Origin of the sequence: Actinoplanes sp. CA-030573 (assembly GCF_050951115.1) — a bacterium.
GTDB lineage: Bacteria > Actinomycetota > Actinomycetes > Mycobacteriales > Micromonosporaceae > Actinoplanes.
This window is the reverse complement of record NZ_CP192038.1, coordinates 7,401,639-7,425,437: the sequence shown is the minus strand read 5'-3', so window position 1 is coordinate 7,425,437 and position 23,799 is coordinate 7,401,639. Positions and strand designations below refer to the sequence as shown.

At 72.1% G+C, this 23,799-nt stretch carries 15 protein-coding genes and 1 pseudogene; 8 read left to right on the top strand and 8 right to left on the bottom strand.

Features of this window, described 5'->3' with window-relative positions:
• Nucleotides 1-76 precede the first annotated feature (76 nt).
• Nucleotides 77-5,401 carry a pullulanase-type alpha-1,6-glucosidase gene (pulA, locus tag ACQP2F_RS34090; RefSeq protein ID WP_433294805.1) on the top strand — a complete coding sequence of 1,775 codons (5,325 nt, stop codon included), beginning with the start codon at nucleotides 77-79 and terminating at the stop codon, nucleotides 5,399-5,401.
• Here pulA and ACQP2F_RS34085 read toward each other — a convergent pair.
• Both ACQP2F_RS34085 and ACQP2F_RS34080 read right to left on the bottom strand, forming a co-directional pair.
• The gene (locus ACQP2F_RS34085; RefSeq protein ID WP_433294803.1) at nucleotides 5,398-7,785 is read right to left on the bottom strand and encodes an EAL domain-containing protein; all 2,388 of its coding nucleotides are present in this window, start codon (nucleotides 7,783-7,785) and stop codon (nucleotides 5,398-5,400) included. The genes pulA and ACQP2F_RS34085 overlap by 4 nt on opposite strands.
• Nucleotides 7,786-7,867: 82 nt before the next feature.
• Nucleotides 7,868-8,785 carry a manganese catalase family protein gene (locus tag ACQP2F_RS34080; RefSeq protein WP_433294801.1) on the bottom strand — a complete coding sequence of 306 codons (918 nt, stop codon included), beginning with the start codon at nucleotides 8,783-8,785 and terminating at the stop codon, nucleotides 7,868-7,870.
• A 109-nt stretch (nucleotides 8,786-8,894) separates the two neighbouring features.
• On the opposite strand from ACQP2F_RS34080, the gene ACQP2F_RS34075 reads away from it, so the two are divergent.
• Entirely contained in the window at nucleotides 8,895-10,145 is a 1,251-nt protein-coding gene (locus ACQP2F_RS34075) for an Nramp family divalent metal transporter (protein WP_433294799.1), read from the top strand.
• A gap of 27 nt (nucleotides 10,146-10,172) precedes the next feature.
• Here the strand turns inward: ACQP2F_RS34075 and ACQP2F_RS34070 are convergent, their stop codons facing one another.
• Nucleotides 10,173-10,808 (bottom strand): response regulator transcription factor, encoded by a 636-nt coding sequence (locus tag ACQP2F_RS34070; protein ID WP_433294797.1) that lies wholly within the window; start codon nucleotides 10,806-10,808, stop codon nucleotides 10,173-10,175.
• Between the two features lie 30 nt (nucleotides 10,809-10,838).
• On the opposite strand from ACQP2F_RS34070, the gene ACQP2F_RS34065 reads away from it, so the two are divergent.
• Nucleotides 10,839-11,483, top strand: a complete 645-nt coding sequence (locus tag ACQP2F_RS34065; RefSeq protein WP_433294795.1) for a sensor histidine kinase — start codon at nucleotides 10,839-10,841, stop codon at nucleotides 11,481-11,483.
• Nucleotides 11,484-11,761: 278 nt separating this feature from the next.
• A complete protein-coding gene (locus ACQP2F_RS34060) occupies nucleotides 11,762-13,768 on the top strand; it encodes an acyltransferase family protein (protein ID WP_433294793.1) in 2,007 nt (668 codons plus the stop codon).
• Here the strand turns inward: ACQP2F_RS34060 and ACQP2F_RS34055 are convergent.
• Nucleotides 13,717-14,643, bottom strand: a complete 927-nt coding sequence (locus ACQP2F_RS34055; RefSeq protein ID WP_433294791.1) for a sulfite exporter TauE/SafE family protein — start codon at nucleotides 14,641-14,643, stop codon at nucleotides 13,717-13,719. The two genes, ACQP2F_RS34060 and ACQP2F_RS34055, sit on opposite strands and share 52 nt — an antisense overlap.
• A 195-nt stretch (nucleotides 14,644-14,838) precedes the next feature.
• Here ACQP2F_RS34055 and ACQP2F_RS34050 point away from each other — a divergent pair.
• The 4 genes and pseudogenes from ACQP2F_RS34050 (at nucleotide 14,839) to ACQP2F_RS34035 (ending at nucleotide 20,407) form a co-directional block, all read left to right on the top strand.
• Nucleotides 14,839-16,457 (top strand): annotated as a pseudogene (locus ACQP2F_RS34050) (alkaline phosphatase D family protein).
• A 162-nt stretch (nucleotides 16,458-16,619) separates the two neighbouring features.
• The gene (locus ACQP2F_RS34045; RefSeq protein WP_433294789.1) at nucleotides 16,620-17,231 is read left to right on the top strand and encodes a TetR/AcrR family transcriptional regulator; all 612 of its coding nucleotides are present in this window, start codon (nucleotides 16,620-16,622) and stop codon (nucleotides 17,229-17,231) included.
• A 75-nt stretch (nucleotides 17,232-17,306) separates the two neighbouring features.
• Nucleotides 17,307-18,815 carry an MFS transporter gene (locus ACQP2F_RS34040; protein WP_433294787.1) on the top strand — a complete coding sequence of 503 codons (1,509 nt, stop codon included), beginning with the start codon at nucleotides 17,307-17,309 and terminating at the stop codon, nucleotides 18,813-18,815.
• A 524-nt stretch (nucleotides 18,816-19,339) separates the two neighbouring features.
• On the top strand, nucleotides 19,340-20,407 hold the full coding sequence (locus ACQP2F_RS34035; protein WP_433294785.1) for a hypothetical protein: 1,068 nt from the start codon (nucleotides 19,340-19,342) through the stop codon (nucleotides 20,405-20,407).
• A 6-nt stretch (nucleotides 20,408-20,413) separates the two neighbouring features.
• On the opposite strand, the gene ACQP2F_RS34030 is transcribed toward ACQP2F_RS34035, so the two are convergent.
• Genes ACQP2F_RS34030 through ACQP2F_RS34015 form a run of 4 tightly spaced genes read right to left on the bottom strand, consistent with a single transcriptional unit; the run spans nucleotide 20,414 to nucleotide 23,771 of the window.
• Nucleotides 20,414-21,049: a maleylpyruvate isomerase family mycothiol-dependent enzyme gene (locus ACQP2F_RS34030; RefSeq protein ID WP_433294783.1), complete on the bottom strand. Its 636-nt coding sequence runs from the start codon at nucleotides 21,047-21,049 to the stop codon at nucleotides 20,414-20,416.
• Between the two features lie 14 nt (nucleotides 21,050-21,063).
• Complete coding sequence (locus tag ACQP2F_RS34025; RefSeq protein ID WP_433294781.1) at nucleotides 21,064-21,633, bottom strand: TetR/AcrR family transcriptional regulator; 570 nt, start codon at nucleotides 21,631-21,633, stop codon at nucleotides 21,064-21,066.
• A gap of 33 nt (nucleotides 21,634-21,666) precedes the next feature.
• On the bottom strand, nucleotides 21,667-22,347 hold the full coding sequence (locus tag ACQP2F_RS34020; RefSeq protein WP_433294779.1) for an ElyC/SanA/YdcF family protein: 681 nt from the start codon (nucleotides 22,345-22,347) through the stop codon (nucleotides 21,667-21,669).
• Nucleotides 22,344-23,771, bottom strand: coding sequence for an MDR family MFS transporter (locus ACQP2F_RS34015; RefSeq protein WP_433294777.1), 1,428 nt, complete (start codon nucleotides 23,769-23,771; stop codon nucleotides 22,344-22,346). Before ACQP2F_RS34015 ends, ACQP2F_RS34020 begins: the two co-directional genes overlap by 4 nt.
• Between the last annotated feature and the right edge of the window lie 28 nt (nucleotides 23,772-23,799).

Sequence of the window (23,799 nt, the reverse complement as noted above, 5' to 3'; positions counted from 1 at the left end):
GGACAAAGTGGTCGCTTTCCGGAGACGGCGATTGTTAGCCGCCGTCCTCAGCCTTGCTCTTCCCTTCCTCGTCGCCGTGCCCGCCCAGGCGCAGTCGCCGGCCCGGACCGCTCCGCCGCCGGGCGACGCGGCCATCGCCCACTGGGGCGCCGACCGGCCCGGCCCCTCGGAGCAGTACTACTTCGTCCTGCCGGACCGGTTCGCCAACGGCGACAAGTCCAACGACAAGGGCGGCCTGAAGGGCGACCGGTTGCAGACCGGCTACGACGCAGGCGACAAAGGCTTCTACCACGGCGGCGACCTGGCCGGCGTGATCGACAAGCTGGACTACATCCAGGGCCTCGGCACGACCGCGATCTGGCTCGCGCCGGTCTTCAAGAACCGGCCGGTGCAGGGCAGCGGCACCGACATCTCGGCCGGCTACCACGGGTACTGGATCACCGACTTCACCCAGGTCGACCCGCACTTCGGCACCAACGCCGACCTCAAGAGGCTGGTGAAGCTGGCCCACCAGCGGGGCATGAAGATCTACCTGGACATCATCGTCAACCACACCGCCGACGTGATCCGGTACGCCCAGAACAAGTACGACTACATCGACAAGGCGACCAGCCCCTATCGCGACTCTCAGGGCCGGGCGTTCGAGGACCGCAACTACTCCGACGGCAAGAACGGCTTCCCCGCGGTCTCGACGGCTTCCTTCCCGTACACGCCGGTCTTCCCGACCGCCGCGGACCGGACGGTCAAGAAGCCGGGCTGGCTGAACGACCCGACGATGTACCACAACCGCGGCAACTCGACGTTCGCCGGGGAGAACAGCGAGTACGGCGACTTCTACGGCCTCGACGACCTGTGGACCGAGCGTCCCGAGGTGGTCCAGGGCATGACCGAGATCTACGCCGACTGGATCGCCGCCACCGGCATCGACGGCTACCGCCTGGACACCGTCAAGCACACCGACCTCGACTTCTGGCCGCAGTTCAGCGCCGGCATCAAGGCCGCCGCCGACCGGGCCGGCAGGAAGGACTTCTTCATGTTCGGCGAGGTCTACAGCGCCGACCAGGAGATCGAGTCCACCTACGTCCGCCAGGGCAAGCTGCCGGCCACGCTCGACTTCTCCTTCCAGGACGCGGCCAAGAACTTCGTGACCGGCGCCGGCTCGGCCCAGGCGCTCGCCGACGTCTACGCCAAGGACGCGCTCTACACCGCCCGCGACACCGGCGCCGACCGGTTGCCGACCTTCCTCGGCAACCACGACATGGGCCGGATCGGCTCGTTCATCGAGTCCAGCTCCGCGGACGCCGGGTCGTATCTGCGGCGGGACGAGCTCGCGCACGAGCTGATGTTCCTGACCCGCGGCCAGCCGGTCGTCTACTCCGGCGACGAGCAGGGCTTCACCGGCCCCGGCGGCGACAAGGACGCCCGGCAGGACATGTTCGCCTCCAGGACCGCCGACTACCTCGACGACGACCTGATCGGCACCGACCGCACGCACGCCGTCGACAACTACGACACCCGGCACCCGCTCTACCGGACGATCGCGTCGCTGGCCGCGCTGCGCAAGGCCAACCCGGCCCTGACCGTCGGTCAGCAGGTCACCCGCTACTCGGCGGCGGGCCCGGGTGTCTTCGCCGTCTCCCGCTTCGACCCGGACAAGCGCACCGAGTACGTGGTGGCCGCCAACAGCGCCACGACCACGCAGACGGTCACCTTCGACGTCTCCTCGTCGTCCTTCCGGGCCATCTACGGCGGCTCCGGCGCCCTCACCGCGGCCGGCGGCAAGGTGACCGTCACCGTTCCGGCCCTCTCGACGCTGGTGCTGCGGGCCGATGCCGGCCTGCCCGTGGGTGCCGCGCCGACCGTCACCATCTCGTCGCCGGCCGAGGGTGCGCTCGTGCCCACCCGGGCGGCGATCACCGCGGACGTCACCGGCGACCCGCTCGCCACCGTCACGGTCGCGGCCCAGATCGGGAACGGCCCGTGGAAGCTGGTCGGCACCGCGACGCACGCGCCGTACACCGTCTACCACGACCTCAACGGGCTGGCCGGCGGCACCGTCGTGCGCTACAAGGCGGTCGTGCGGGACGGCCGCGGGCGGCTCGCGTCGGACACCCGCACGATCGGGGTGGGCACGCCCGTGGTCTCGACCAGCCCCGACTACGCGGTCGTGCACTACCAGCGGCCGGCCGGCGACTACGACGACTGGGGCCTCTACGTGTGGGGTGACGTCGACGACTCGATGGCCACCACCTGGCCCGCCGGTCAGCCGTTCGCCGGCGAGGACGCGTACGGGAAGTTCGCCTACGTGAAGCTGAAGCCCGGCGCCAAGAACGTCGGCTTCATCGTGGTCAGCAAGGACGGGGTCAAGGACACCGACAGCGACCGGTCGCTGGACCCGTCGAAGAACCCCGAGGTCTGGCTGAAGCAGGGCGACCCGGCCGTGGCGACCAGCCACGACTACCCGCCGCAGGACCAGAGCACGGCGATCATCCACTACCGGCGGGCCGACGGCGACTACGCGGGCTGGGGGCTGCACGTCTGGGACGGCGCGGCGACCGGCACCGACTGGGGATCGCCCCTGCAGCCGGCCGCGACCGACTCGTACGGCGTCACGTTCAAGGTGCCGCTGGCGGCCGGGGCGACCGGGCTCAGCTACATCATCCACAAGGGCGACACCAAGGATCTGCCGGACGACCAGCGGCTCGACTTCGCCTCCGCCGGCCGCGAGGTCTGGCTGCTGGCCGGCGTCGCCGACCGTCTGCTGCCGGTGGTCAAGAAGGCGGGGAACAGTGGGGTCGTGGACCTCACCAAGTCGTCGGCGGTCTGGATCGACCGGTCGACGATCGCCTGGAAGCCGTCGGACGCCACCGACGGCAAGAAGTACGCGCTGGTCTACTCGCCTTCGGGCGGCATCGGCGTCGCCGACGGCGAGCTCACCGGGACCTATTCGGAAATCTCCGTCTCCGCCCGCCGGGATGGTCTGACCGAGGCCCAACGCACGAAGTTCCCGCATCTCTGGCAATACGATGCGTTCACGGTGCCTTCGGGCGACATCTCGGGCATCCTGCGGGGACAGGTCGTCGTCACCGAGCGGGACGCGGCGGGCAAGCTGCTCTCGGCGACCGGGGTGCAGACCGCGGGCGTGCTCGATGACGTCTACCCGGCGGCCACCAGCGCGCGGCTCGGGCCGGTCGGCAGCACGCTGTCGGTGTGGGCGCCGACCGCGCGGACCGTCGATCTCCAGCTCTACGACACGCCCACCTCGTCGCCGCGGACCGTGGCGATGCGGCGGGACGACCGCACCGGCGTCTGGTCGGTCCGGGGACCGGCGAGCTGGACGGGCAAGTACTACACGTACCGCGTCACGGCCTGGCAGCCGGCGGCGCAGAAGATCGTCACGGCGTCGGTCACCGACCCGTACTCGCTCGGGCTCTCGACCGACTCGAAGCTGAGCCGGATCGTCGACCTGAACGACCCGGCGCTCGCGCCGGCCGGCTGGGCCGCGCTGCGCAAGCCGGCCGCGACCGCGCCGCAGAAGATCCAGATCTCGGAGCTGTCGGTGCGGGACTTCTCGATGGCCGACACCTCGGTGCCGCCGGCCGAACGAGGCACCTACGAGGCGTTCACCGATCCCGCCACGACCGGCATGAAGCACCTCTCGGCACTGGCCCGGTCCGGCGTCACCCATCTGCACCTGCTGCCGGTCTTCGACTTCGCGACGATCCCGGAGAACCGGGCCGACCAGCAGCAGCCGCAGTGCGACCTGGCCGCGCTGCCGCCGGACTCGGACCAGCAGCAGGCCTGCGTGACCGCGGTGGCCGGCAAGGACGGCTACAACTGGGGTTACGACCCGCTGCACTACACGACGCCCGAGGGTGGCTACGCGGTCGATCCCGCCGACCGGACGCGCGAGTTCCGGCAGATGGTCGAGGGGATCAACCACGCCGGGCTGCGCGTGGTCATGGACGTCGTCTACAACCACACGTCGGCGGCCGGCACCGACCCCAAGTCGGTGCTCGACCAGATCGTGCCCGGCTACTACCAGCGGCTGCTCGCCGACGGATCGGTCGCCAACTCGACCTGCTGCGCGAACACGGCCCCGGAGAACGCGATGATGGGCAAGCTCGTCGTCGACTCGATCGTGACCTGGGCGAAGGCGTACAAGGTCGATGGTTTCCGCTTCGATCTCATGGGTCATCACCCGAAGGCCAACATCCTCGCGGTGCGCGCCGCCCTCGACCGGCTCACGCTCGCGAAGGACGGCGTCGACGGGAAGAACATCTACGTGTACGGCGAGGGCTGGGACTTCGGCGAGGTGGCCGGCAACGCCCGGTTCGCGCAGGCCACCCAGGCCAACATGGCCGGCACCGGGATCGGGACGTTCAACGACCGGCTGCGCGACGCCGTGCGCGGTGGCGGCCCGTTCGACGCCGACCCGCGGATCCAGGGCTTCGCGTCCGGGCTCTACACGGACCCGAACGGGGACGCGGCCAACGGGACGGCGGCCGAGCAGAAGGCGCGGCTGCTGCACTACCAGGATCTGATCAAGGTGGGGCTCAGCGGCAACCTGGCGTCCTACCGGTTCACCGACTCCTCCGGCGCCACGGTGACCGGGTCGCAGGTGGACTACAACGGATCGCCGGCCGGGTACACGGCGAAGCCGGCGGACGCGATCACCTATGTGGACGCGCACGACAACGAGATCCTGTACGACGCCCTGGCGTACAAGCTGCCGCCGTCGACCTCGGCCTCCGACCGGGCGCGGATGCAGACCGTCGCGCTGGCCACGACCGCTCTCGGGCAGGGCGTCGGCTTCGTCGCGGCCGGCAGTGAACGGCTGCGCTCGAAGTCCCTGGACCGGAACTCGTTCAACTCGGGCGACTGGTTCAACCAGATCATCTGGGATTGCTCGGCCGGCAACGGCTTCGGCCGCGGGTTGCCGCCCGCCGCCGACAACGCCGACAAGTGGGTCTTCGGCAAGCCGCTGCTCGCCGACCCCGCGCTGGTCCCGGGCTGCGCCGCCGTCGACCAGGCCGACCGGGCCTACCAGGAGCTGCTGCGGATCCGCCGCTCCTCGCCGGTCTTCGGCCTCGCGACCGCCGCCGAGGTGCAGAAGCGCCTGTCGTTCCCGCTCTCCGGGACGGCCGAGACCCCGGGGGTCATCACGATGACTCTGGACGGACGGGGAATCGACCGGAACTGGAGGTCGGTGACCGTGGTCTTCAACGCCACCTCGGCGGCCACCACCCCGACCGTGGCCGCGCTGGCCGGGAAGCGGGTCGCCCTGCATCCCGTCCAGCGGGCCTCGGCCGACCCGGTCACCCGCTCGGCCTCGTTCGCACGCTCGACCGGAACGTTCACCGTCCCCGCGCGTACGGTCTCGGTGTTCGTGGAAAGTTAGGTGATCAGGGCGGAGCCGGCCAGGCGCTCGATGAGCGTCTCGGCCGGCTCCGGCCGTCCCAGGTGGTAGCCCTGGGCGTAGCGGCAGTCCATCCGGGTCAGCAGCGCCAGCTGCTCCTCGGTCTCCACGCCCTCGGTGACCACCTTGAGGCCGAGCGTGTGCCCCAGCTGCACCACGGCGCTGACCAGCTCCTGCTGCCGCTGGTTGTGCTCCATGCCGGTGATGAACGAGCGGTCGACCTTGAGCACGTCCACCGGGATGTCGCGCAGATAGCCCAGCGACGAGTACCCGGTGCCGAAGTCGTCGATCGCCACCTTCACGCCGAGCTCGCGCAGCTCCTCGAGACGGGCCGAGGTGACCGCGATGTCGCGCATCAGCACGGTCTCGGTCAGCTCCAGCACCAGGCAGTGCGGCGAGAGGCCGGAGCTGGCCAGCGCGTACGCCACCCGGTCGGTCAGGTCGGGCACCTCGAGGTTGGCGGCCGAGAGGTTCACGCTGACCCAGGCCGGCGACGCCCCCGGCGAGATGTCCTGCCAGCGCTTGACCTCCCGGCAGGCCTCGTAGAGGACCCACCGGTCGATCTCCACGATCAGGCCGGTCTCCTCGGCCAGCGGGATGAACGAGCCCGGCTGCTGCAGGCCGCGCTCGGGGTCGGCCCAGCGCACCAGCGCCTCGACCCCGCGGACCCGGCGGCTGCCGAGATCCACCACGGGCTGCAGGTGCAGCCGCAGCTCGCCGCCGTGCACCGCCTCGCGCAGCCGGGACTCGCAGTCGAGCCGGTCGAGCAGCAGCTCGTGCATCCGGCTCTCGAAGAACCGGAAGCAGCCCTTGCCGTCGGCCTTGGCCGCGTACATCGCCACGTCCGCGTTGCGCAGCACCTCCTCGGCGTCGCCGTAGCCGGCCACGCCCGGCACCACGCCGATGCTGACCGAGACGACCGCCTTCCGGCCGTGCACGAGGAACGGCTGGTTCAGGGCGTCGAGGCAGGCCTGGGCGAGGGCCTCGACCGTGACCAGATCGGTGCTCTCCAGCAGCACCGCGAACTCGTCGCCGCCGAGGCGGGCCACCGTGTCGTACGGCCGCAGCGCCCCGGTCAGGCGCTCGGCCGTGGTGCGCAGCAGCACGTCGCCGGCGCTGTGGCCGAGGCTGTCGTTGACCTTCTTGAACCCGTCCAGGTCGAGGTAGAGGACGGTGGCGGCCTCGTCGGTGGCCCGGGCCCGGGTCATCGCGTGCTCGAGCCGGTCGAGGAACAGCTTGCGGTTGGGCAGGCCGGTGAGCCCGTCGTGCAGGGCCTGGTGGCGCAGGTCGTGCTCGAGCGCGCGCTGCCGGCTGACGTCGCGGAGCACGATCACGGCCCCGCCGCCCCGGCCGATGGCGTTGACCGTATAGGCGACCTGCAGCGACGTGCCGTCCGGCCGCTGCAGGGTGCCCTCGTGGTCGGCCGCGGCGTCGGGGAAGACGACACCCGAGTCCTGGCCGAGCAGGCCGTCCACGCCGAGCCCGGTGATCCGGCCGGCCGCGGCGTTGGCGAAGATGATCCGGCCGTGGCCGTCGACGCCGCAGATGCCCTCGCCGGCGTTGGCCAGGATGCTGTCGGTGTACTCCTTGGCCAGGATCTCGCGGGCCGACCGTTCGAGCCGCTCGGCCATGTCGTCGAAGGCCTGCCCGAGCCGGCCGATCTCGTCCCGGCCCTTGAGCGCCACCCGCCGCGTGTAGTCGCCGTCCCGGATCACCTCGACCGCCCGGGTCAGCGAGTTGATCCGCCGGGTGATCGAGCCGGCGATGATCAGACCGATCAGCAGCACCAGCAGCACGCAGATCGCCACGGCCACGACGATCATCCGGCGGGCGGCGGCGGTCGCCTCGATCATCTGCTCGTAGAGCGGCGTGTACTCGAGCACGACGGCGCCCTTGACCGCGTCGCCGGGCCCGGTGAGGGGAACGACCACCTGCTTGATGCCCTGGGGGTAGTCCTCGCTCTTCTCGACGAAGATCCGCGACCGGCCGTCGGCGATGGTCTTGCTGACCTGGTTGTCGTCGTCCTCGTCGAACCGCTGGCCGACGTTGTCCGGCACGGCGTCGGCCAGGATCATGTCGTTCTGGTCGATCACCACGATGTCACGGCCCTGGAGGTCGTGCAGGCGGGTGAGGTACGCCGCGAGCCCGGCCCGGTTGTACATCAGCGAGGTCGTGCTCTCGCCGGCCGTGTCCGGCGGCAGCCCGAAGGCCACGTCCTTGGCGATGCCGCGGGCCACCTGCTCGGCCTCGGTGACCGCAGCTTGCCGGGCCGCGGTCGCGTCGGCGTGCAGCACAACCCCGCCGGTCGTGGTCGCGATGGCGGCCGCCGCCAGGAACGCGCCCAGCAGCTTGTGCCTAACGTTCATCCTGCCCGTCCCGTCTCTCCCGCCCTTCCTGATCGGCCAGGCCGGGCGGGAGATGAGGAGAGCCGGTTGTTACCCGCCCAAATCACCCATCGAGTGCGTCCTTCACCTTCTTGGCCACGTTCTTCATGCCGCTCGCGTACGCGCCGCCGGCGGTGCCCGGGGTGCCCTTGCCCATGTCGCCGGCGTAGGTCACGAACAGCTTCGGGTCGGGGGCCGGGCCGATGGGCTTGTCGTCGGTGAGCGGCTGCGCGTCCGGCACGTACACCAGCTCCTCGCCGAGCAGCGAGTGGCCGTTGGCCCACCGGCCCTCGCCCGCTGTGCTCTCCGGGTCGAAGCTGTAGAACGTCCGGCGCTGCTCGGCCTTCTCCTCGGCCATGTTCGAGTTCTCGATCGGCGCGTCGATGAAGCCGTCGTCGAGAAGCTGCTCGATGCCGAGCAGCCACTGCTGCTGGTGGTACGTGTCGCGGGCCAGGTTGAACTGGAGCATGTCCTTGACGCCGGTGTCGTCGGTCATGTTGTAGATGCGGCTGGTCTGCAGCCGGCTCTGCGCCTCGGCCGCCACGTTGGACCGGAAGTCGGCGAGCAGGTTGCCGCTGGCCACGATGTAGCCGCCGTTCCATGGCACGCCCTGGCTGTTGGTCGGCATCGGTCCGCCGCCGGCCACGATCGCGTGCTGCGGGTTCTGCCCGCCGAGCACCGCCGCCAGCACCGGGTTGGCCGCCGCCGCCTTCTCGGTCGTCTCGTTCGGGCCGGCCTCGAGCAGCCGGGCCAGCATCGTCGTGAGCATCTCGACGTGACCGATCTCCTCGGTCGCGATGTCCATGATCATGTCCTTGTACTTGCCCGGCACCCGGCACGACCAGCCCTGCCACAGGTACTGCATCATCACCGTCATCTCGCCGTACTGACCGCCGATCAGCTCCTGGAGCTTGGCCGCGAAGAACGCGTCCGGCTTCTCCGGGCGGGCCTGGAACTGCAGATAGTCCACGTGCTTGAACATCGCTTCCTCCACATCGTCCGGTGCGATGAGCTGAGGACTACCCGCGGTCCTGGCCTCCCGGGGCCGTCCCGGGGCCCGGCCGGGCCAGCATGGCGGGCATGTACCGGCCATGGTCGTCCTGGATTCCGCGTTCGAGCTGACCCGGCCGCTGCGCCGGCGTGTCCTGCGGGTCGCGCCCATGCTCGGCCCCGCGTTCGTGGCCGCCGTCGCCTACGCCGACCCGGGCAACTTCGCCACCAACTTCACGGGCGGCGCCGCGTTCGGCTATCAACTCGCCTGGGTGGTGGTCGCGGCCAACCTGATGGCGATGCTGGTGCAGTCGCTGTCGGCGAAGCTCGGCCTGGTCACCGGGCGGGACCTGCCGCAGTTGTGCCGGGAGCGGCTGCCCCGCCGGCTGACGGCCGGCCTGTGGGTGCAGGCCGAGCTGGTCGCGATGGCCACCGACCTGGCCGAGATCGTCGGCGGCGCGCTCGCCCTGAAGCTGCTGTTCGGCCTGCCGTTGCCGGTCGGTGGCCTGATCACCTGCGTGGTCGCGTTCGGGGTGCTGCACCTGCACGAACGCGGCGTACGCCGCTTCGAGGCGGCGATCGCCGGTCTGCTGGGGGTGATCCTGCTCGGTTTCCTGTACGACCTGAGCCGGGCCGGCGTCGATCCGGCCGGCCTGGCCGGGGGACTCGCGCCGAGCCTGCCCGGCGGGGACGGTCTCCTGCTGGCGACCGGCATCCTCGGCGCCACGGTCATGCCGCACGTCATCTATCTGCACTCCGCGCTCACCACGTCGCGGGCGGCGGAACCGGACCGCCGGCTGGCCCTGCGCTGCCAGCGGGCCGACACGGTGCTGGCGCTCGGCGCGGCCGGCCTGGTCAACCTGGCGATGCTGGTCCTCGCGGCGCGGGTCTTCGGCGGCGGCGCCCGGCCCGGCGCCGGCTCGCTGGAGGGCATCCACGCCGGGCTCGGCGTCGCTCTCGACCGGTACGCGGCACTGGCCTTCGCACTGGCCCTGCTGGCCTCCGGGTTCGCGTCGTCGAGCGTCGGCACGTACGCCGGTCAGGTGGTGATGCGGGGCTGCCTCGACCGGCGGATCCCGCTGGCCCTGCGCCGGACGCTCACCATGGCCCCGGCTCTCGCGATCCTGGCGACCGGGATCGATCCGACCGCGGCGCTGGTCTGGTCGCAGGTCGTGCTCTCGTTCGGCGTCCCGTTCGCGCTGGTCCCGCTGATCTGGCTGACCCGGCGGCGGGATGTGCTCGGCGAGCACGCCAACCATCCGGCCACCACGGCCGCGGCGGTGGCGTCGGCCGGTCTGATCATCATGCTCAATGTATTTCTGGTCCTACACGCGGTAGGTGTTTTGTCCTGAGTGCCCGGGGAAGCCGACCGCGATGCATCACAGCATGCCGGCGCGGCCGGCCAGCGCGGCGGCCTCGGCCCGGGTGGAGACCCGCAGCTTGCGCAGCAACCCGGCGGTGAGCCGCTTGGCGGTGCGGTCGGAGACGTGCAGCCGCAGGGCGATCTCGGTGTTCCCGGCCCCGGCCGCGATCATCAGCAACAGCTCCCGCTCGGCCTCGTCGAGCTCCACCGGCGGACCCAGCTCGCGGGCGTGCGCCAGCAGCGCGGCCAGCAGGCCGGCCGGCAGCACCGCCCATCCGTCGAGCACGCTCAGCAGCGGCTGCACGATGTCGTGCGCCTCGGCACTCTTGGGCAGGAACGCCTCGGCGCCGGCCCGCAGCGCGGCCAGCGCCAGCGCCGGATCGTCGTCGCCGGACATCGCGACGATCCGCACCCGCGGCGCCGCGCGGCGGATCGCGCTGATCGCCCGCAGGCCACCGGGCGGCGGCATGTGCAGGTCGACCAGCACGAGATCGGGCACGGTTCGCCGGACCAGGTCCCCCACGGCGGCGGCATCGCCGGTGGTGGCCACCACGTCGGCGCGCCCGTCGCTGGCCCGCGGCAGCAGCAGCTCCAGGCCACTGGCGAAAAGCGGGTGGTCGTCGACCACGGCGATCCGGACGGCTGCCGACATGGTCGTGCGATGCCCCGATCGGGACCGATCATGCGTGTCCTGATCGGCAACCGGACCGAGCCGGCGGCCGTGCTGCTGCGGGCGGTGTGCCACGAGCTGCGGCCGCCGCTGGCGATCCTGATGTCGCTCACCGAGGCGCTGGCCGAGCAGTCGGGAGAGGACGGTGACCTGGCCCGGCTCGCCGGTGAGCACGCCGCGCACGCGGCCGCGGTGCTCGGCCAGGCGGCCGCCGCGGTCGAGGGGCTGGCCGCGCCGGCCGAGCCGGCCCAGCCGCTGGGCAGCGTGCTGCCGGCCGCACTCGCCGGCGTGCCGGCCGACCGGTTGCGGCTCACCGTGACCCGGTCGGCGATGGCCTGGCCGGTCCGGCCCCGCCCGGTCCGGCAGGTGCTGCTGAACCTGCTCGGCAACGCCGTGCGGCACGGCGCGCCCGGCCGGACGGTGGCCGTCCGGGCCGAGGTGCGGCTCCGCCGGCTGCGTCTGACGGTCGGGAACCACGGCCCGGTGGCGCACGAGCTGTTCGACGCGCTGCACCGGTCCGCCCCGCCGGCCGGCGAGACGGGTCTGGGCCTCTGGGTGGTGCGCCAGCTCGTGCATGCCACGGGCGGGTCGCTCCGGGCCCGGGCCACCCGGCCGGAGGGCCTCACCGTCGAGGTACGCCTGCCGGCGGCGGTCTGACCCGCTCGGGCCACCCGGTGGCCCGAGCGGGCCGTCGCCGCCGGGCATCCGCTCGGCATGCTGGTCGCTCTGGTAGCCCGTTCGGCGGTCGTGGCCGCCTACCTTGCCGGTCTCGCCCTGACCGTGCCGCTCGACGCCGTCGTGGCTTTGCTGGCAACCGCGCTGGTGGCAGTGTGGGCAATGCCGCCGCTGTGCCGGCGGTGTCGGAAGCCCGACGGCTGGCCCCGGCAAACCGGAATATCACGCCTCTAACCATCAAAATGGGGTATACACCCCGGGTGTCAACACCCTCCTTCGGCTATCTCCGCCCGCTCGACGGCATCCGGGCCCTCGCCGTGGCGGCCGTCGTGCTGTTCCACGCGGGAGTGCCCGGGCTCGGGGGCGGCTTCCTCGGCGTGGACACGTTCTTCGTCCTGTCCGGGTTCCTGATCACCTCGCTGCTGCTCGACGAGCGCGCGACGCGGGGCCGGATCGCGCTGCGGCGGTTCTGGGTCCGGCGGGCGCGGCGGCTGCTGCCGGCCCTGCTGGCCATGCTGCTCGCCACCGTCGTCGCGGCGCGCCTGCTGCTCGACGGGGACGCGCTCGGCCTGCTGCGGGCCGACGCGTACGCGGCGCTCGGCTACGTCGCCAACTGGCGGATGATCTTCCGAGGCACCGGCTACGTGGCCGCCACCGCGGCGCCCTCCCCGCTGCAGCACACCTGGTCGCTCGGCATCGAGGAGCAGTACTACCTGCTCTGGCCGCTGCTGATCGCCGCCGCCGCGCGCCTGCGCCGGCACCGCGCCGTGATCGTGACGCTCTGCCTGGCCGGCGCCGCGGTCTCGGCCGTGCTGGGCGGGCTGCTGTTCCGGCCGGAGGCGATGGCGCGGGCCTACTACGGCACCGACACCCGGGCCCAGGCCCTGCTGATCGGCGCGGCGCTGGCGGCGCTCCTGGCCGCGCCCGCCACCCGGCACCGCGTTCCCCGCCGCACCGCCGGGCTCGGCCTCGGCGTCGCGGGGGCCGTGCTCACCCTCTGGTTGTGGCACGCCGCCTCCGACCAGGCGCCCTGGCTCTACCGCGGCGGCCTGACCGTGGCCGCGCTGGCCACCGCCCTGGTCATCGCCCACGTGACGACCCGGCCGAGCTCGGCGCTGTCCCGGCTGCTCGGCGTCGCGCCGCTGGTCGCGCTCGGCCGCATCTCCTACGGGGTCTACCTCTGGCACTGGCCGTTGTTCACGTTCGTGACCGCCGACAACACCGGCCTGGCCCGCTGGCCGCTGCTGGCGGTGCGGCTGGCCGGCACCCTCGCCGTCGCGACGCTCAGCTACCACCTGATCGAGCAGCCCGTCCGGCACGGCGTCCTCGGCCGGCGGCTGCCGCGCCTGATGCCGGCGACCGTCACCGCCGCCGCCGTGGCCGTCATGATCGGCGTGATCGGCTTCGCCACCGTCCCGGCTCCGGCGACCGTCACCGCCGCCGCCCCGCCGGTGGTCATCACCGCCGTGCCGCCCCGGCGGGCGCCGATCCTGGCCACCCGGCAGCCGGCCCCGATCGACCGGCCCGGCCGCCCGGCCGACGCCGGCCGCGAGCCGCGGGTGACCTTCTTCGGCGACTCCGTCTCGTGGACGATCGGCACCTACCTGCCCGCGCACCCGGGCATGTGGACCAGCACCCGGGCCATCGAGGGCTGCGGCATCGCGACCCTGCCCGACATCCTGCAGCTCGGCGCGCCGCACACCAACTATCCCGGCTGCACCGCCTGGCCGGCCCGCTGGCAGCGCGGCGTCGACCGGGACAACCCCGACGTCGCGGTCATCGAGCTGAACCGCTGGGAGCTGATGGACCGGCGGTACGAGGGCCGTTACCAGCACGTCGGCGATCCCGGCTACGACCGCTACCTGATGTCCCAGCTCGACACCGCGATCGGGATCGCCGGCTCGCGCGGCGCCGCGGTCGTGCTGCTCACCGCCGCCTACACCCATCGCGCCGAGCGTCCGGACGGCGGCCTCTACCCCGAGGACGAGGCGGCACGGGTGGACGCCTGGAACGGCCTGCTGCGGGCCGAGGCGGCCGCCGATCCCCGGGTCACCGTGCTCGACCTGAACCGGCTGGTCTGCCCGGACGGCCGCTTCACCTGGCAGATCGACGGGCTGCGGATCCGCAGCGACGGCCTGCACTACACCCCGGCCGGGGTGCAGCGGATCATCGCGCCGTGGCTGCTGCCCCGGCTGGCCGCGATCGCGACCGGCGACTACGCCGACGCCGAGCGCCCGGGCGGGCCGGCCAGGACGGGCACCGGCTGATCGGTGGCCGCCGGCGCCGGCTGCGGGCGGAGCCGGTCGGCCACGCCGAGGCCGATCGCGATCAGGACGGCCGCGCCGGTGATGACGCCGACCACGACGGTCGGCATGTCGAACAGCTTCAGCGCGCTGGCCAGCAGGACGATCACCAGGGCCGCGCGGACCAGCCCGGCCGGGGCCCGCGACGAGATGCGCGAGCCGATCAGCACGCCCGGGACCGAGCCGATCAGCACCGCGGCGGCCAGGTCGAGCTTGAGGTCGCCGAAGAGGGCGTGCCCGAGCGCGGCCGCGGTCACCAGCGGGATGGCCTGGACCAGGTCGGTGCCGACCAGGTCGTTGGCGCGCAACCGGGGGTACATGGCCAGCAGCACCACGATGATCAGCGAGCCCGAGCCGACCGAGGTGAGGCCGACGATCAGGCCGCCGGCCGCGCCGAGCAGCAGGGTGGGAAGCGGCTTGACCCTGATCGACGCGGGCGGCCCGGCCGGTTCCGGGCGGCGGCGCGCGGTCCAGGCCTTGATCAGCAGGCCGCCGGCCGCCAGGACCAGGGCCACCCCGAGCGCGATGCGGATCGTGTGCTGGATGCGCTCGTCGTCGCCGAGCAGGCGCAGCAGGAGGACACCCAGGAAGGCGCTCGGCACGCTGCCCGCGCACAGCCAGCCGACCATCGGCCAGTTGACCGTGCCCCGCCGGGCGTGCACGAAGCCGCCGAACGGCTTCATCACCGCGCTGGCGGCCAGGTCGCTGGAGACGGCGGCGATCGGCGGCACGCCGAAGACCAGCACCAGGATCGGCGTCATCAGGGCGCCGCCGCCCATGCCGGTCAGGCCGACGACGATGCCGACGCCGAGACCGGCCAGCGCCAGGGTGAGATCCATGGGCCAGAGTCTCGCCGAGGATCACCCACCTTGTCCACTAAATCAGTGGAGATTGTCGACTTTCCCGCTCGCTGGGACGGTATCGAACGCGACCGCTTCGACGACGGCGTCGCCGGGCCGTACCGCGGATGACGGGACGGCCAATAGTCGTCTATCCGTCCGTGGTTGCCGGCCGGTTCCGATATATAGAACAGCATGACTGTGACCTCGAGCCGTCGCACGCTGCTGCGACTGGCCGGCCTCACCGCCGGCGCCGGTGTCGTCGCGACGGCCACCCCGTCCCTCGCCGCCGCGGCCGGCACCCCGTTCCAGCACGGGATCGCCTCCGGCGACCCGCTACCCGGCGGCGTCCTGCTCTGGACCCGCGTCACCCCGACCCCCGAGTCGACGCCGGCCTCGGGCGTGGGCCCGGTCGTGAGCGTCGACTGGCAGGTCGCGGCCGATGCCTCGTTCGCCACGATCGTGCGGTCCGGCGCGGTGACCACCGGCCCCGGCAACGACCACACCGTCAAGGTCGACATCGCCGGGCTCGAGCCCGCCACCACCTACTGGTACCGCTTCGGTCTGGCCGGGGCCTGGTCGCCGACCGGGCGCACGATGACCGCGCCGCTCGAGGCGACGGCCATCACCCGGCTGCGGGCGGGCGTGGTGAGCTGCGCCAATTGGGAGGCCGGCTACTTCGCGGCGTACCGGCATCTGGCCGAGCGCGGCGACCTCAACCTGATCGTGCATCTCGGCGACTACCTGTACGAGTACGGCACCGGCGAGTTCGACGCCGGCGGCCAGGTCGTCCGCCGCACCGAGCCGGCCAACGAGACGATCACGCTGGCCGACTACCGGACCCGGCACGCGCTCTACAAGACCGACCCCGACCTGCAGGCGCTGCACGCGTCGGTGCCGTGGATCATCACCTGGGACGACCACGAGGTCGCGAACGACATGTGGGGCGGCGGCGCCGAGAACCACACCCCGGCGACCGAGGGGCCGTTCGCCGCCCGGCTCGCGGCGTCCCGGCAGGCGTACGCGGAATGGATGCCGGTGCGGCTCGCCGCCGACGGCCACATCTACCGGCGGCTGCGGTACGGCAATCTGCTCGAGCTCTCGATGCTGGACCTGCGCACCTACCGCTCGCAGCAGGCCTCCGGGACCGCCGCCGACTCGCCGTCGCGGACCATCGCCGGCGCGGCGCAGCTGAGCTGGCTGATGGACGGCCTGGTCAACTCGACCGCCACGTGGAAGATCGTCGGCAACCCGGTGATGATCTCGCGGCTCGACGCGTCGGCACGCTGCCGGCCTGGCTGCTCGGGCCGCTCGGCGCGCTGATCGGCGTGCCGGCCAACGGCTACGTGATCAACGGCGATCAGTGGGACGGCTACAACGCGGACCGGTCGGCGCTGGTCGACACGCTGCGAGCGCACCACACCAAGGACGTCGTGTTCATAACCGGAGACATCCACACATCGTGGGCGAACGAGCTGACGACGCGGTCGACGGGCGCGGCAGACCCGGCCGCCGCCGAGTTCGTGGTGCCCTCGGTCACCAGCGACAACATCAACGACTTTCTCGGTACGAGCCCGGGCGGCCCGCTGAGCCTGCTGGCCGCCTCGCTCATCCGGCTCACCAACCCGCACGTCAAGTGGGTGGAGACCGACGGGCACGGCTTCGGGGTCCTGGACGTGACCACCAGCCGCTGCCGGATGGACTGGTACCACCTCGCCGATCGCACCAAGCAGAGCTCGGCCGCGAAATGGGTGCAGGGCTGGTCGGTCGGCCGGGGCTCGTCGAAGATCCGCAAGGAGTCCGCGCCCTCCTGACGTCGCTCGCCCGCTTTCGCGCATGGCAAAGGCGCTCGCCACCGGCGGGCGCCTTTGCCGTTGGCTGGGTCACAATCGGCTCTGGAGATCGCCATCGGAGAGCGGGAGAGCTAGTGTACGAAACAGTTTCGTTTCGCGTGACCGGCAGGACGGGGGGTAGGCATGTCTGAGCAGGCGACGACCGTCGCGGCCGGCGGCCGCTCCCGCAAGCTCGACGAGGAGCGCGAGCAGGCGATCCTGCGCGCGGCCTACGAGCTGCTGGGCGAGACGGGCTATCAGGGCTTGCGTGTGGACGCCGTCGCCGCGCGGGCCCAGGCGAGCAAGGCGACCCTGTACCGGCACTGGCCCACCAAGGCCGGCCTGGTCGTCGACGCCGTCCAGTGCTGCAAGGTCGACTCGCCGCCGCCGGCCGACACCGGGAGCCTCCGTGGCGACCTGATGTCCTGGTTCCAGCAGATCGGCGAGGTCATCACCGGGCAGGAGGGGCCCCTGTTGGCCGGCCTCTTCATGGCCATGCACACCGATCCCGAGCTGGCCGCCGAGTTGCGCGCCATGCGGGAGTCCAAGGTGCCGTTCGCGGAAGCCATCTGCGCGCGGGCCGCACGGCGGGGCGAGCTCCGGCCCGGCTACGAGGCCGGCCTGATCGACGAGATCGTCCCCGCGCTGCTGTTCATGCACTGCTTCGCGCTCGGCGAACCGCTCGACGAGGCGTACATCGCGCACCTCGTCGACGACATCATCCTGCCGCTGCTCACCCGCGAGCCGCGGCCCTAGACCCCGCTCCCTCCGTTCAGTACCGCCACGCGTGGGCGTGGCGCGATCCAGGCTGCCCGTTTTAGGGGGATCTCCATGTCCGTAACAACCTCTGACGCTGTCTCCACACCCGATATACCGCCTAAATCACCATCCAGGTGGCTGGCGCTGGTGGTCATCGGGGTGGCCCAGCTACTCATCGTGCTCGATGCCACGATCGTCAACATCGCTCTGCCGACAGCCCAGGTGGCGCTGCACATCAGCGACGCCGACCGGCAGTGGATGGTCACCGCGTACACCCTGGCGTTCGGGGGTCTGCTGCTTCTCGGCGGCCGGATCGCCGACTTCACCGGCCGCAAGCGGGCGTTCATCATCGGCCTGCTCGGCTTCGCGGCGGCCTCCGCGCTCGGCGGCCTCGCGCAGAACGCCATCACCCTGTTCGCCGCCCGGGCGCTGCAGGGCGCGTTCGGCGCACTCATGGCGCCGGCCGCGTTGTCGCTGCTCACGGTCACCTTCACCGAGGCCCGGGACCGGGCGCGGGCGTTCGGCGTCTACGGGGCCATCGCGGGCGGCGGCGGGGCGATCGGCCTCCTGCTAGGCGGTCTCCTCACCGAGTACGCCTCGTGGCGCTGGACGCTGCTCGTCAGCACCCCGATCGCGATCGTCGCGGCGCTCGCGGCCGTTCGTTTCGTCGGCGAGAGCCGGGCCGAGGGCAACACCCGGTACGACCTGCCCGGTGCGTTCACCTCGACGGCCGGCCTGGTCGCCCTCGTCTACGGCTTCACCAAGGCGGCCAGCGACGGCTGGGACTCGGCCACCACGATCGGCTTCCTGGCCGCGGCGGTGGCGTTGCTGGCCGCCTTCGTCGTGATCGAACTGCGCTCGCAGCACCCGCTGCTGCCGATGCGCGTCATCCTCGACCGCAACCGCGGCGGCTCGTACATCTCCGCCCTGCTGATCGGCGCCGGCATCTTCGGCGTGTTCCTGTTCCTCACCTACTACCTGCAGCTGACCCTGGGCTACTCCGCGTTGGAGACCGGCGTCGCCTTCCTGCCGTTCACCCTCGGCATCATCCTCGGCGCCGGCTTCTCGGCCCAGATGCTGACCCGGGTCGGCCCCCGCTTGCTGATGTTCGCCGGCATGCTGATGGCCGCGGCCGGCATGGCCCTGCTCACCCGCATCGGCATCGACACCGGCTTCTGGACCCACGTCTTCCCGGCCGAGCTCATCATCAGCTTCGGCATGGGCGTCGTCTTCGGCCCGATGTCCAACACCGCCCTGGTAGGCGTGGCCGACCACGACGCCGGCGTGGCGAGCGCCCTGATCAACACGACCCAGCAGATCGGCGGCTCGCTCGGCACCGCCCTGCTGAACACCATCTTCACCTCGGCGGTGGCCGGCTACATCGCCGACCACCGCGCCGAGATCACCGACCCGTCCCAGGTCGCCGGGCTGCAGGGCCTGGCCACCGTGCACGGCTACACGGTCGCCTTCTGGGTGAGCGCGGCCTTGATCGGCGTAGCCGCCTTCGTGGCGCTGGCACTGATCAAGGCAAGCCGGAAGGAGGTCGCCTCGACCGGCGCTTCCGCTCCCGTGGCGGTCTGACCGCCCGCTCACCGCGGCACCCACGGGCGCAGCGTCCGTGGGTGCCGCGCCCGTGGGTGCCGGCCCTGGGTGGGTGCCGCGCGGTGGGTGCCACGCCAGTGCGCGCCACGCCAGTGCGCGCCGGGGCCGGTGGGTGCCGTGCCGGTGGGCGCTGCACCTACGGGTGCCCCGCCGGCTCGGTCCTACCGGCTGGGGAGCAGTTAGCGCCGCCTTCTCCGCGCCGCTCTTTCCGCAGCGCTTTCCCCGGCTTCTTCTCCCCGCCGATCTTTCCCTCGCTTTCCCAGCGCCGCTTTGTGCAGCGCTTTTCCGCGCCGTGTGGTCCGCGCCGTTGAGACCGCGCCCCGCCGCACACGCTTCCGCCAACCGCTTCGCCTCGGCCCTGCCGAGGATGAAGCCTAGGTTCCTAGGACGCTTAGGCCGCTGGGCTTCACCACGCGACTCGACCCGGCCACGGTGAGCCGCTTTCGGGCCCTTTCTCGGGCGGTCGGCCGATGGTCGATTCGCCCGGGTTGGAGCAATATGCCATGGTGCGCAATGGGGGATGGGCCGGCGTTCCGGCGGAGCGATCGACGGCCGGCCTTCCCGGCTCGGTGCCGGGGTGGACCTGGCTGTTCCTGGCCGCGAGCGGCGTGGTCGTGGCCGAGACCTCGCTGAAGCTCGATCTCGTGCCCTTCGCCGGGACGGTGGCGGCCTTCGCGCTGTGGGGGATGGCGGCCGGCGGCCCCGCGCGGCGCGGGCGTCTGGCCGTGGGCGGGCTCGCCTTGCTCACCCTGGCGGCCGGAGTGGTGGACGCCGGAAGCGACGGCTACGGGTGGCCGCAGCACATCGGGCGGGCCGGCGTCGGCGGGGTGGCGCTGATGGCCGGCGGGGTCGCGATGCTGGCCGCCGCCGGGGTGCGCGGTGCGCCCCGGCCGGGCTGGAAGCAGCTCTGGCCGGCCGGGCTGATCGCGGCGCTGGTCCTGACGCCTCTCCTGGCCGCGGTGGTCGACGATTACTCCCGATGGCCCGACGGCTACTTCTTCGCCGGAGTCCCGAGCCTGTCCGAGCTGACCGCCACCTGGGCGGTCCGGACGCTGCCGGTGATCGCCCTTCTTCTGGCCGTCGTGGCGGTCAACGTGGTGCTGGCGGCGGGGCGCCGGTTCCGGCTGGTCGCGGCCGGGCTGCTGGGCGTCGCCGTCCTGGGGATGGGCGCGGTCGTGGCGGGGGCCGAGATCGACGTCCGCTGGCCGGACAAGCAACCGGCTTATCAGGACAATCCGTATGAGTACTCGACGGCCCGGCCGCTCGACGAGACACGGATCACCACCTACTTCGTCGAGCGACCGATCGACCAGGAGGAGTTGCGGTGGGCGGTCGAGGACGAGATGCGGCGGGCGATGGACGAGGCCGCGCGGGACCGGCTGCGCGATCCGCTTCCGGCGGAGGCGCCGGGCGTCGAGGACGGTACGGGCGTTTCCTGGTCGATCAGCCCGTGGTCGGGCGAGCCGGACTGGTCCGTTCTGCGGCCCACGCTGCTCGCGCTCGCCGTGCTCGGCGGCCTGGCGGCGTTCACCACCGGGCTGATGCCGTCCGGCGACGAAAGGAAGCCGTAACGCATCTCAGTGCCCGAGCGACCCGTGCATGCGCGCCAGACCGGGGCCGGTGAGCTGGTCGGTCATGACCGGGCGGCCGGCGGCGGTCAGCAGCAGGGCGGCTATCGGGCCGCGCAGGTCGGGGCCCGTGCCGTACGACCAGTCCACGTCGGTCGCGGTCAGACGGAGGCCGGCCACCGCCCGTACGGACCGAAGGGGCGGCGGGAAACGCATGGTCAGCAGTCGCTGTGTCGCCGCGGCGGCGGCCGGCCGGGGCATGGCGCGCCGGCGGCCCAGGGGGATGGCGATGTCCTGCTCGTGCACCAGCAGGTCGATGAGCGTCTCCATCGGGGTCACGCCGATCGTGTGGCGGCGGCGGTCGGCCGTGTCCCGCAGGGTAGTCACGATCTCGGCCGGGGAGAGACGGGCGGCCTGACGGCACGCCTCGTGCCGGGTGGTGCGCTCGACGGTGCCGCGCCAGCGCCCGAGCATGGCGAGCACGTCGCCAACGCCGAGCTGCTGCAGGGTGAGGTGGGCGGCCACCTCCCGTACGCTCCAGGCCGCGCACAACGAAGGCCGCTCCCACTCCGCCGCGGTCAGGCCGTCGACCAGGTCGGCCACCGCATGCCGGCGCTCGATGATGACGGCCCAGTGATCGGTCATGCCTCCACCGCCGTTCATGCTCGCGCCCCGGTGGTGAGGACGGCGGTGACCAGCGCGCGGATCTGGGCGGACGGGTCGAAGGCCGGGTCGGGGACGGCGATCTCGTGCAGGACGACGCCGGTCCAGTGGTTCATGATGATCGGCGCGTCGCGGTGCGGGTCGGCCGAGCCGGCCAGCCGCAGCCAGGCCATGAACCAGTCGTTGACGCCGGCGCCGGTGGTCAGCAGGCGTGCGCGCAGCGCCGGGTTGGTGGCCGCCTCGACCAGGATCGCGTAGCGGGCCACGGTCACCTCGCGGTGCTCCCCGACGGCGACGTGCGCGAGCTCGGTCAGCGCGACGGCGAGCTCGCCGGGGGTGGTGGGCCGGTGCCGGGCCGCGAGCGCGTCGGCGGCCCGGCGGTCGCGCTCGGCGAAGCGGTCGACGACGGCCTCGAGCAGGGCGTCGCGGCTGCGGAAGTGGTTGGAGACGGTCCCGGCGGGGACACCGGCCGCCGCGTCGACCCGCCGGTGGGTGAGGCCGTGCATGCCGGAGGAGGCGAGCACTCCGATGGCCGCGTCGAGCAGGTCGTCCCGCCGGTTGCCCATGACGGCAGCGTACTATGATGGTAGTGGAGATCACTACGATCGTTGTGAGAATCCGGAACTGATCAGGTATTCGTACGCCTGCCGAACCTCGTCGGGGACGTCGATGGTGGCGATGAAGCCGCGGCCGGTGGGTCCGTAGCCGGTCCACCGGGGCACCTCGCCCAGCAGCATGGCGACGTAACGGTCGAGGTTCCACATGCCGGCCGGCGGATCCACGTACGCGAGCGAGTCGTCGACGAGCGTCCGGTAGGCGGCGTGGTTCATGATCCGGGCGGACGGGGCGTGCAGGCGGAAGCCGGCGTCCATCCGGCGCTGCATCGTGGCGTCCTGGACGAGGATCAGGCGCTCGGCCGGAACGCCGGCTCCGCGGAGCGTCCAAAGCGCTTTCGTCACGTTGTTTCCGCAGTTGGTGGACTCGCGCTCGAGCAGGTCGGCGGCCAGGCCGTGCCGCTCACGCAGGTACCGGTCGAAGAGATCGGCCTCGGTCGGCTCCGGCCAGCCGAGGGTGTCCCGCAGCGCCTCGGTGGTGTGCCCGTTCCCGCCCACGATCATGTAGTGGGTGGCGATGCCGGACCGCATGAGGCCGGCGAAGACGTCCCCGCCGGCCAGGATGCTGCCGCCGAAGAGGATGGCCACGTCGGCCGGCTCGAGCGGGTCGCGCAGCGCGCAGAAGTCGGCGAGCGTGTTGACGGCCCGGGCGATCGGGGCGCTCACGCCGGCTGCTCGGCGGGTGCGGGCTCGGCGATCGCCTTGTCGGCCGAGCGGGGGATCGCGAACGACAGCAGCACCAGCACGGCCGCCACCAGCACGATGCCGATCACGATGCGGTGCACGGCCACCGTCAGCGACGCCGCGTTGACGCCGCCGGCGCCGACCGTCGCGTTGGCGATCGCGCCGAAGATCGCGACGCCGACCGCGCTGCCCAGCGAGCGCAGGAAGATGTTGCTGGCGGTGACCACGCCGCGCTCGGACCAGCCGACGCTGGACTGGGCGGCGATCAGCGTGGGCGACGCGGTCAGGCCCATGCCGAGCCCGACCACCAGGCAGAAGCCGGCGACGGTGAGCACCGCGGTGTGCCGGCCGAGCACGATCAGCAGGGCGCAGCCGACCAGGATCAGCGTGGTGCCGATCAGCGCGCACCAGCGGAAGCCCAGGCGCAGGTAGATCCGGCCGGCCTGGGACGCCGACAGCGGCCAGCCCAGGGTCAGCGTGGCCAGCGCGAAGCCGGCGACCAGCGGGCCGGTGCCGAGCACGTCCTGCACGTACGTGGGAATGTACGAGCTCAGCGCGTACAGGATGGCGCCGATGCCCACCGAGATCATGCCGCTCGAGACCAGCAACCGCCGCCGGAAGATCCACAGCGGCAGCACCGGCGCGGTCGCGCGCCGCTCGACCAGGGTGAAGGCGATCAGCGCCGCGAAGCCGCCGGTCAGGATGGCGATGCTCGCGGCCGAGTCCCAGGCCCAGGCCTGGCCGCCCTCGAGCGCGCCGAGGATGACCAGCGCGAGGCCGGTGGCGAGCAGGCCGGCGCCCTTGTAGTCGATCACCGGGTGGCCGCGCTCGACCTTCTCGTGGAAGCCGCGCCCGATCATGACCGCCGCGAGCAGGCACAGCGGGATGTTGACGAAGAAGATCCAGCGCCAGGACACGTACTCGCTGAAGATGCCGCCCAGCGCCGGGCCGACGACCGAGGCGATGCCCCAGACGCTCGCGACGTAGCCCTGGACCTTGGCCCGTTCCCGGACCGAGTAGAGGTCGCCGACGATCGTGATGGTGGTCGGCAGGATCGCGCCGGCGCCCAGCCCCTGCACGACACGGGAGGCGATCAGCGGCCAGATCGACCAGGCGACCCCGCACATGACCGAGCCGAGCAGGAAGAGCCCGATGCCCCAGAGGATGACCGGCTTGCGGCCGTAGAGGTCGTTGAGCTTGCCGTAGATCGGGACCGACACGGCCTGGGCGAGCAGATAGATCGAGAAGAGCCAGGGAAACTCGGTGAAGCCGCCGATGTCGTCGACGATCGACGGCACCGCGGTCGCGATGATCGTCGCGTCGACGGCGACGAGCGCGGTGGAGAGCATGACGGCGGCGAGGACCGGCCCGCGTTCGGAGCGGAAACCGACGGAACTGTCTGACACTTGCTCCAACCTACTCCCGCCTCGGAAA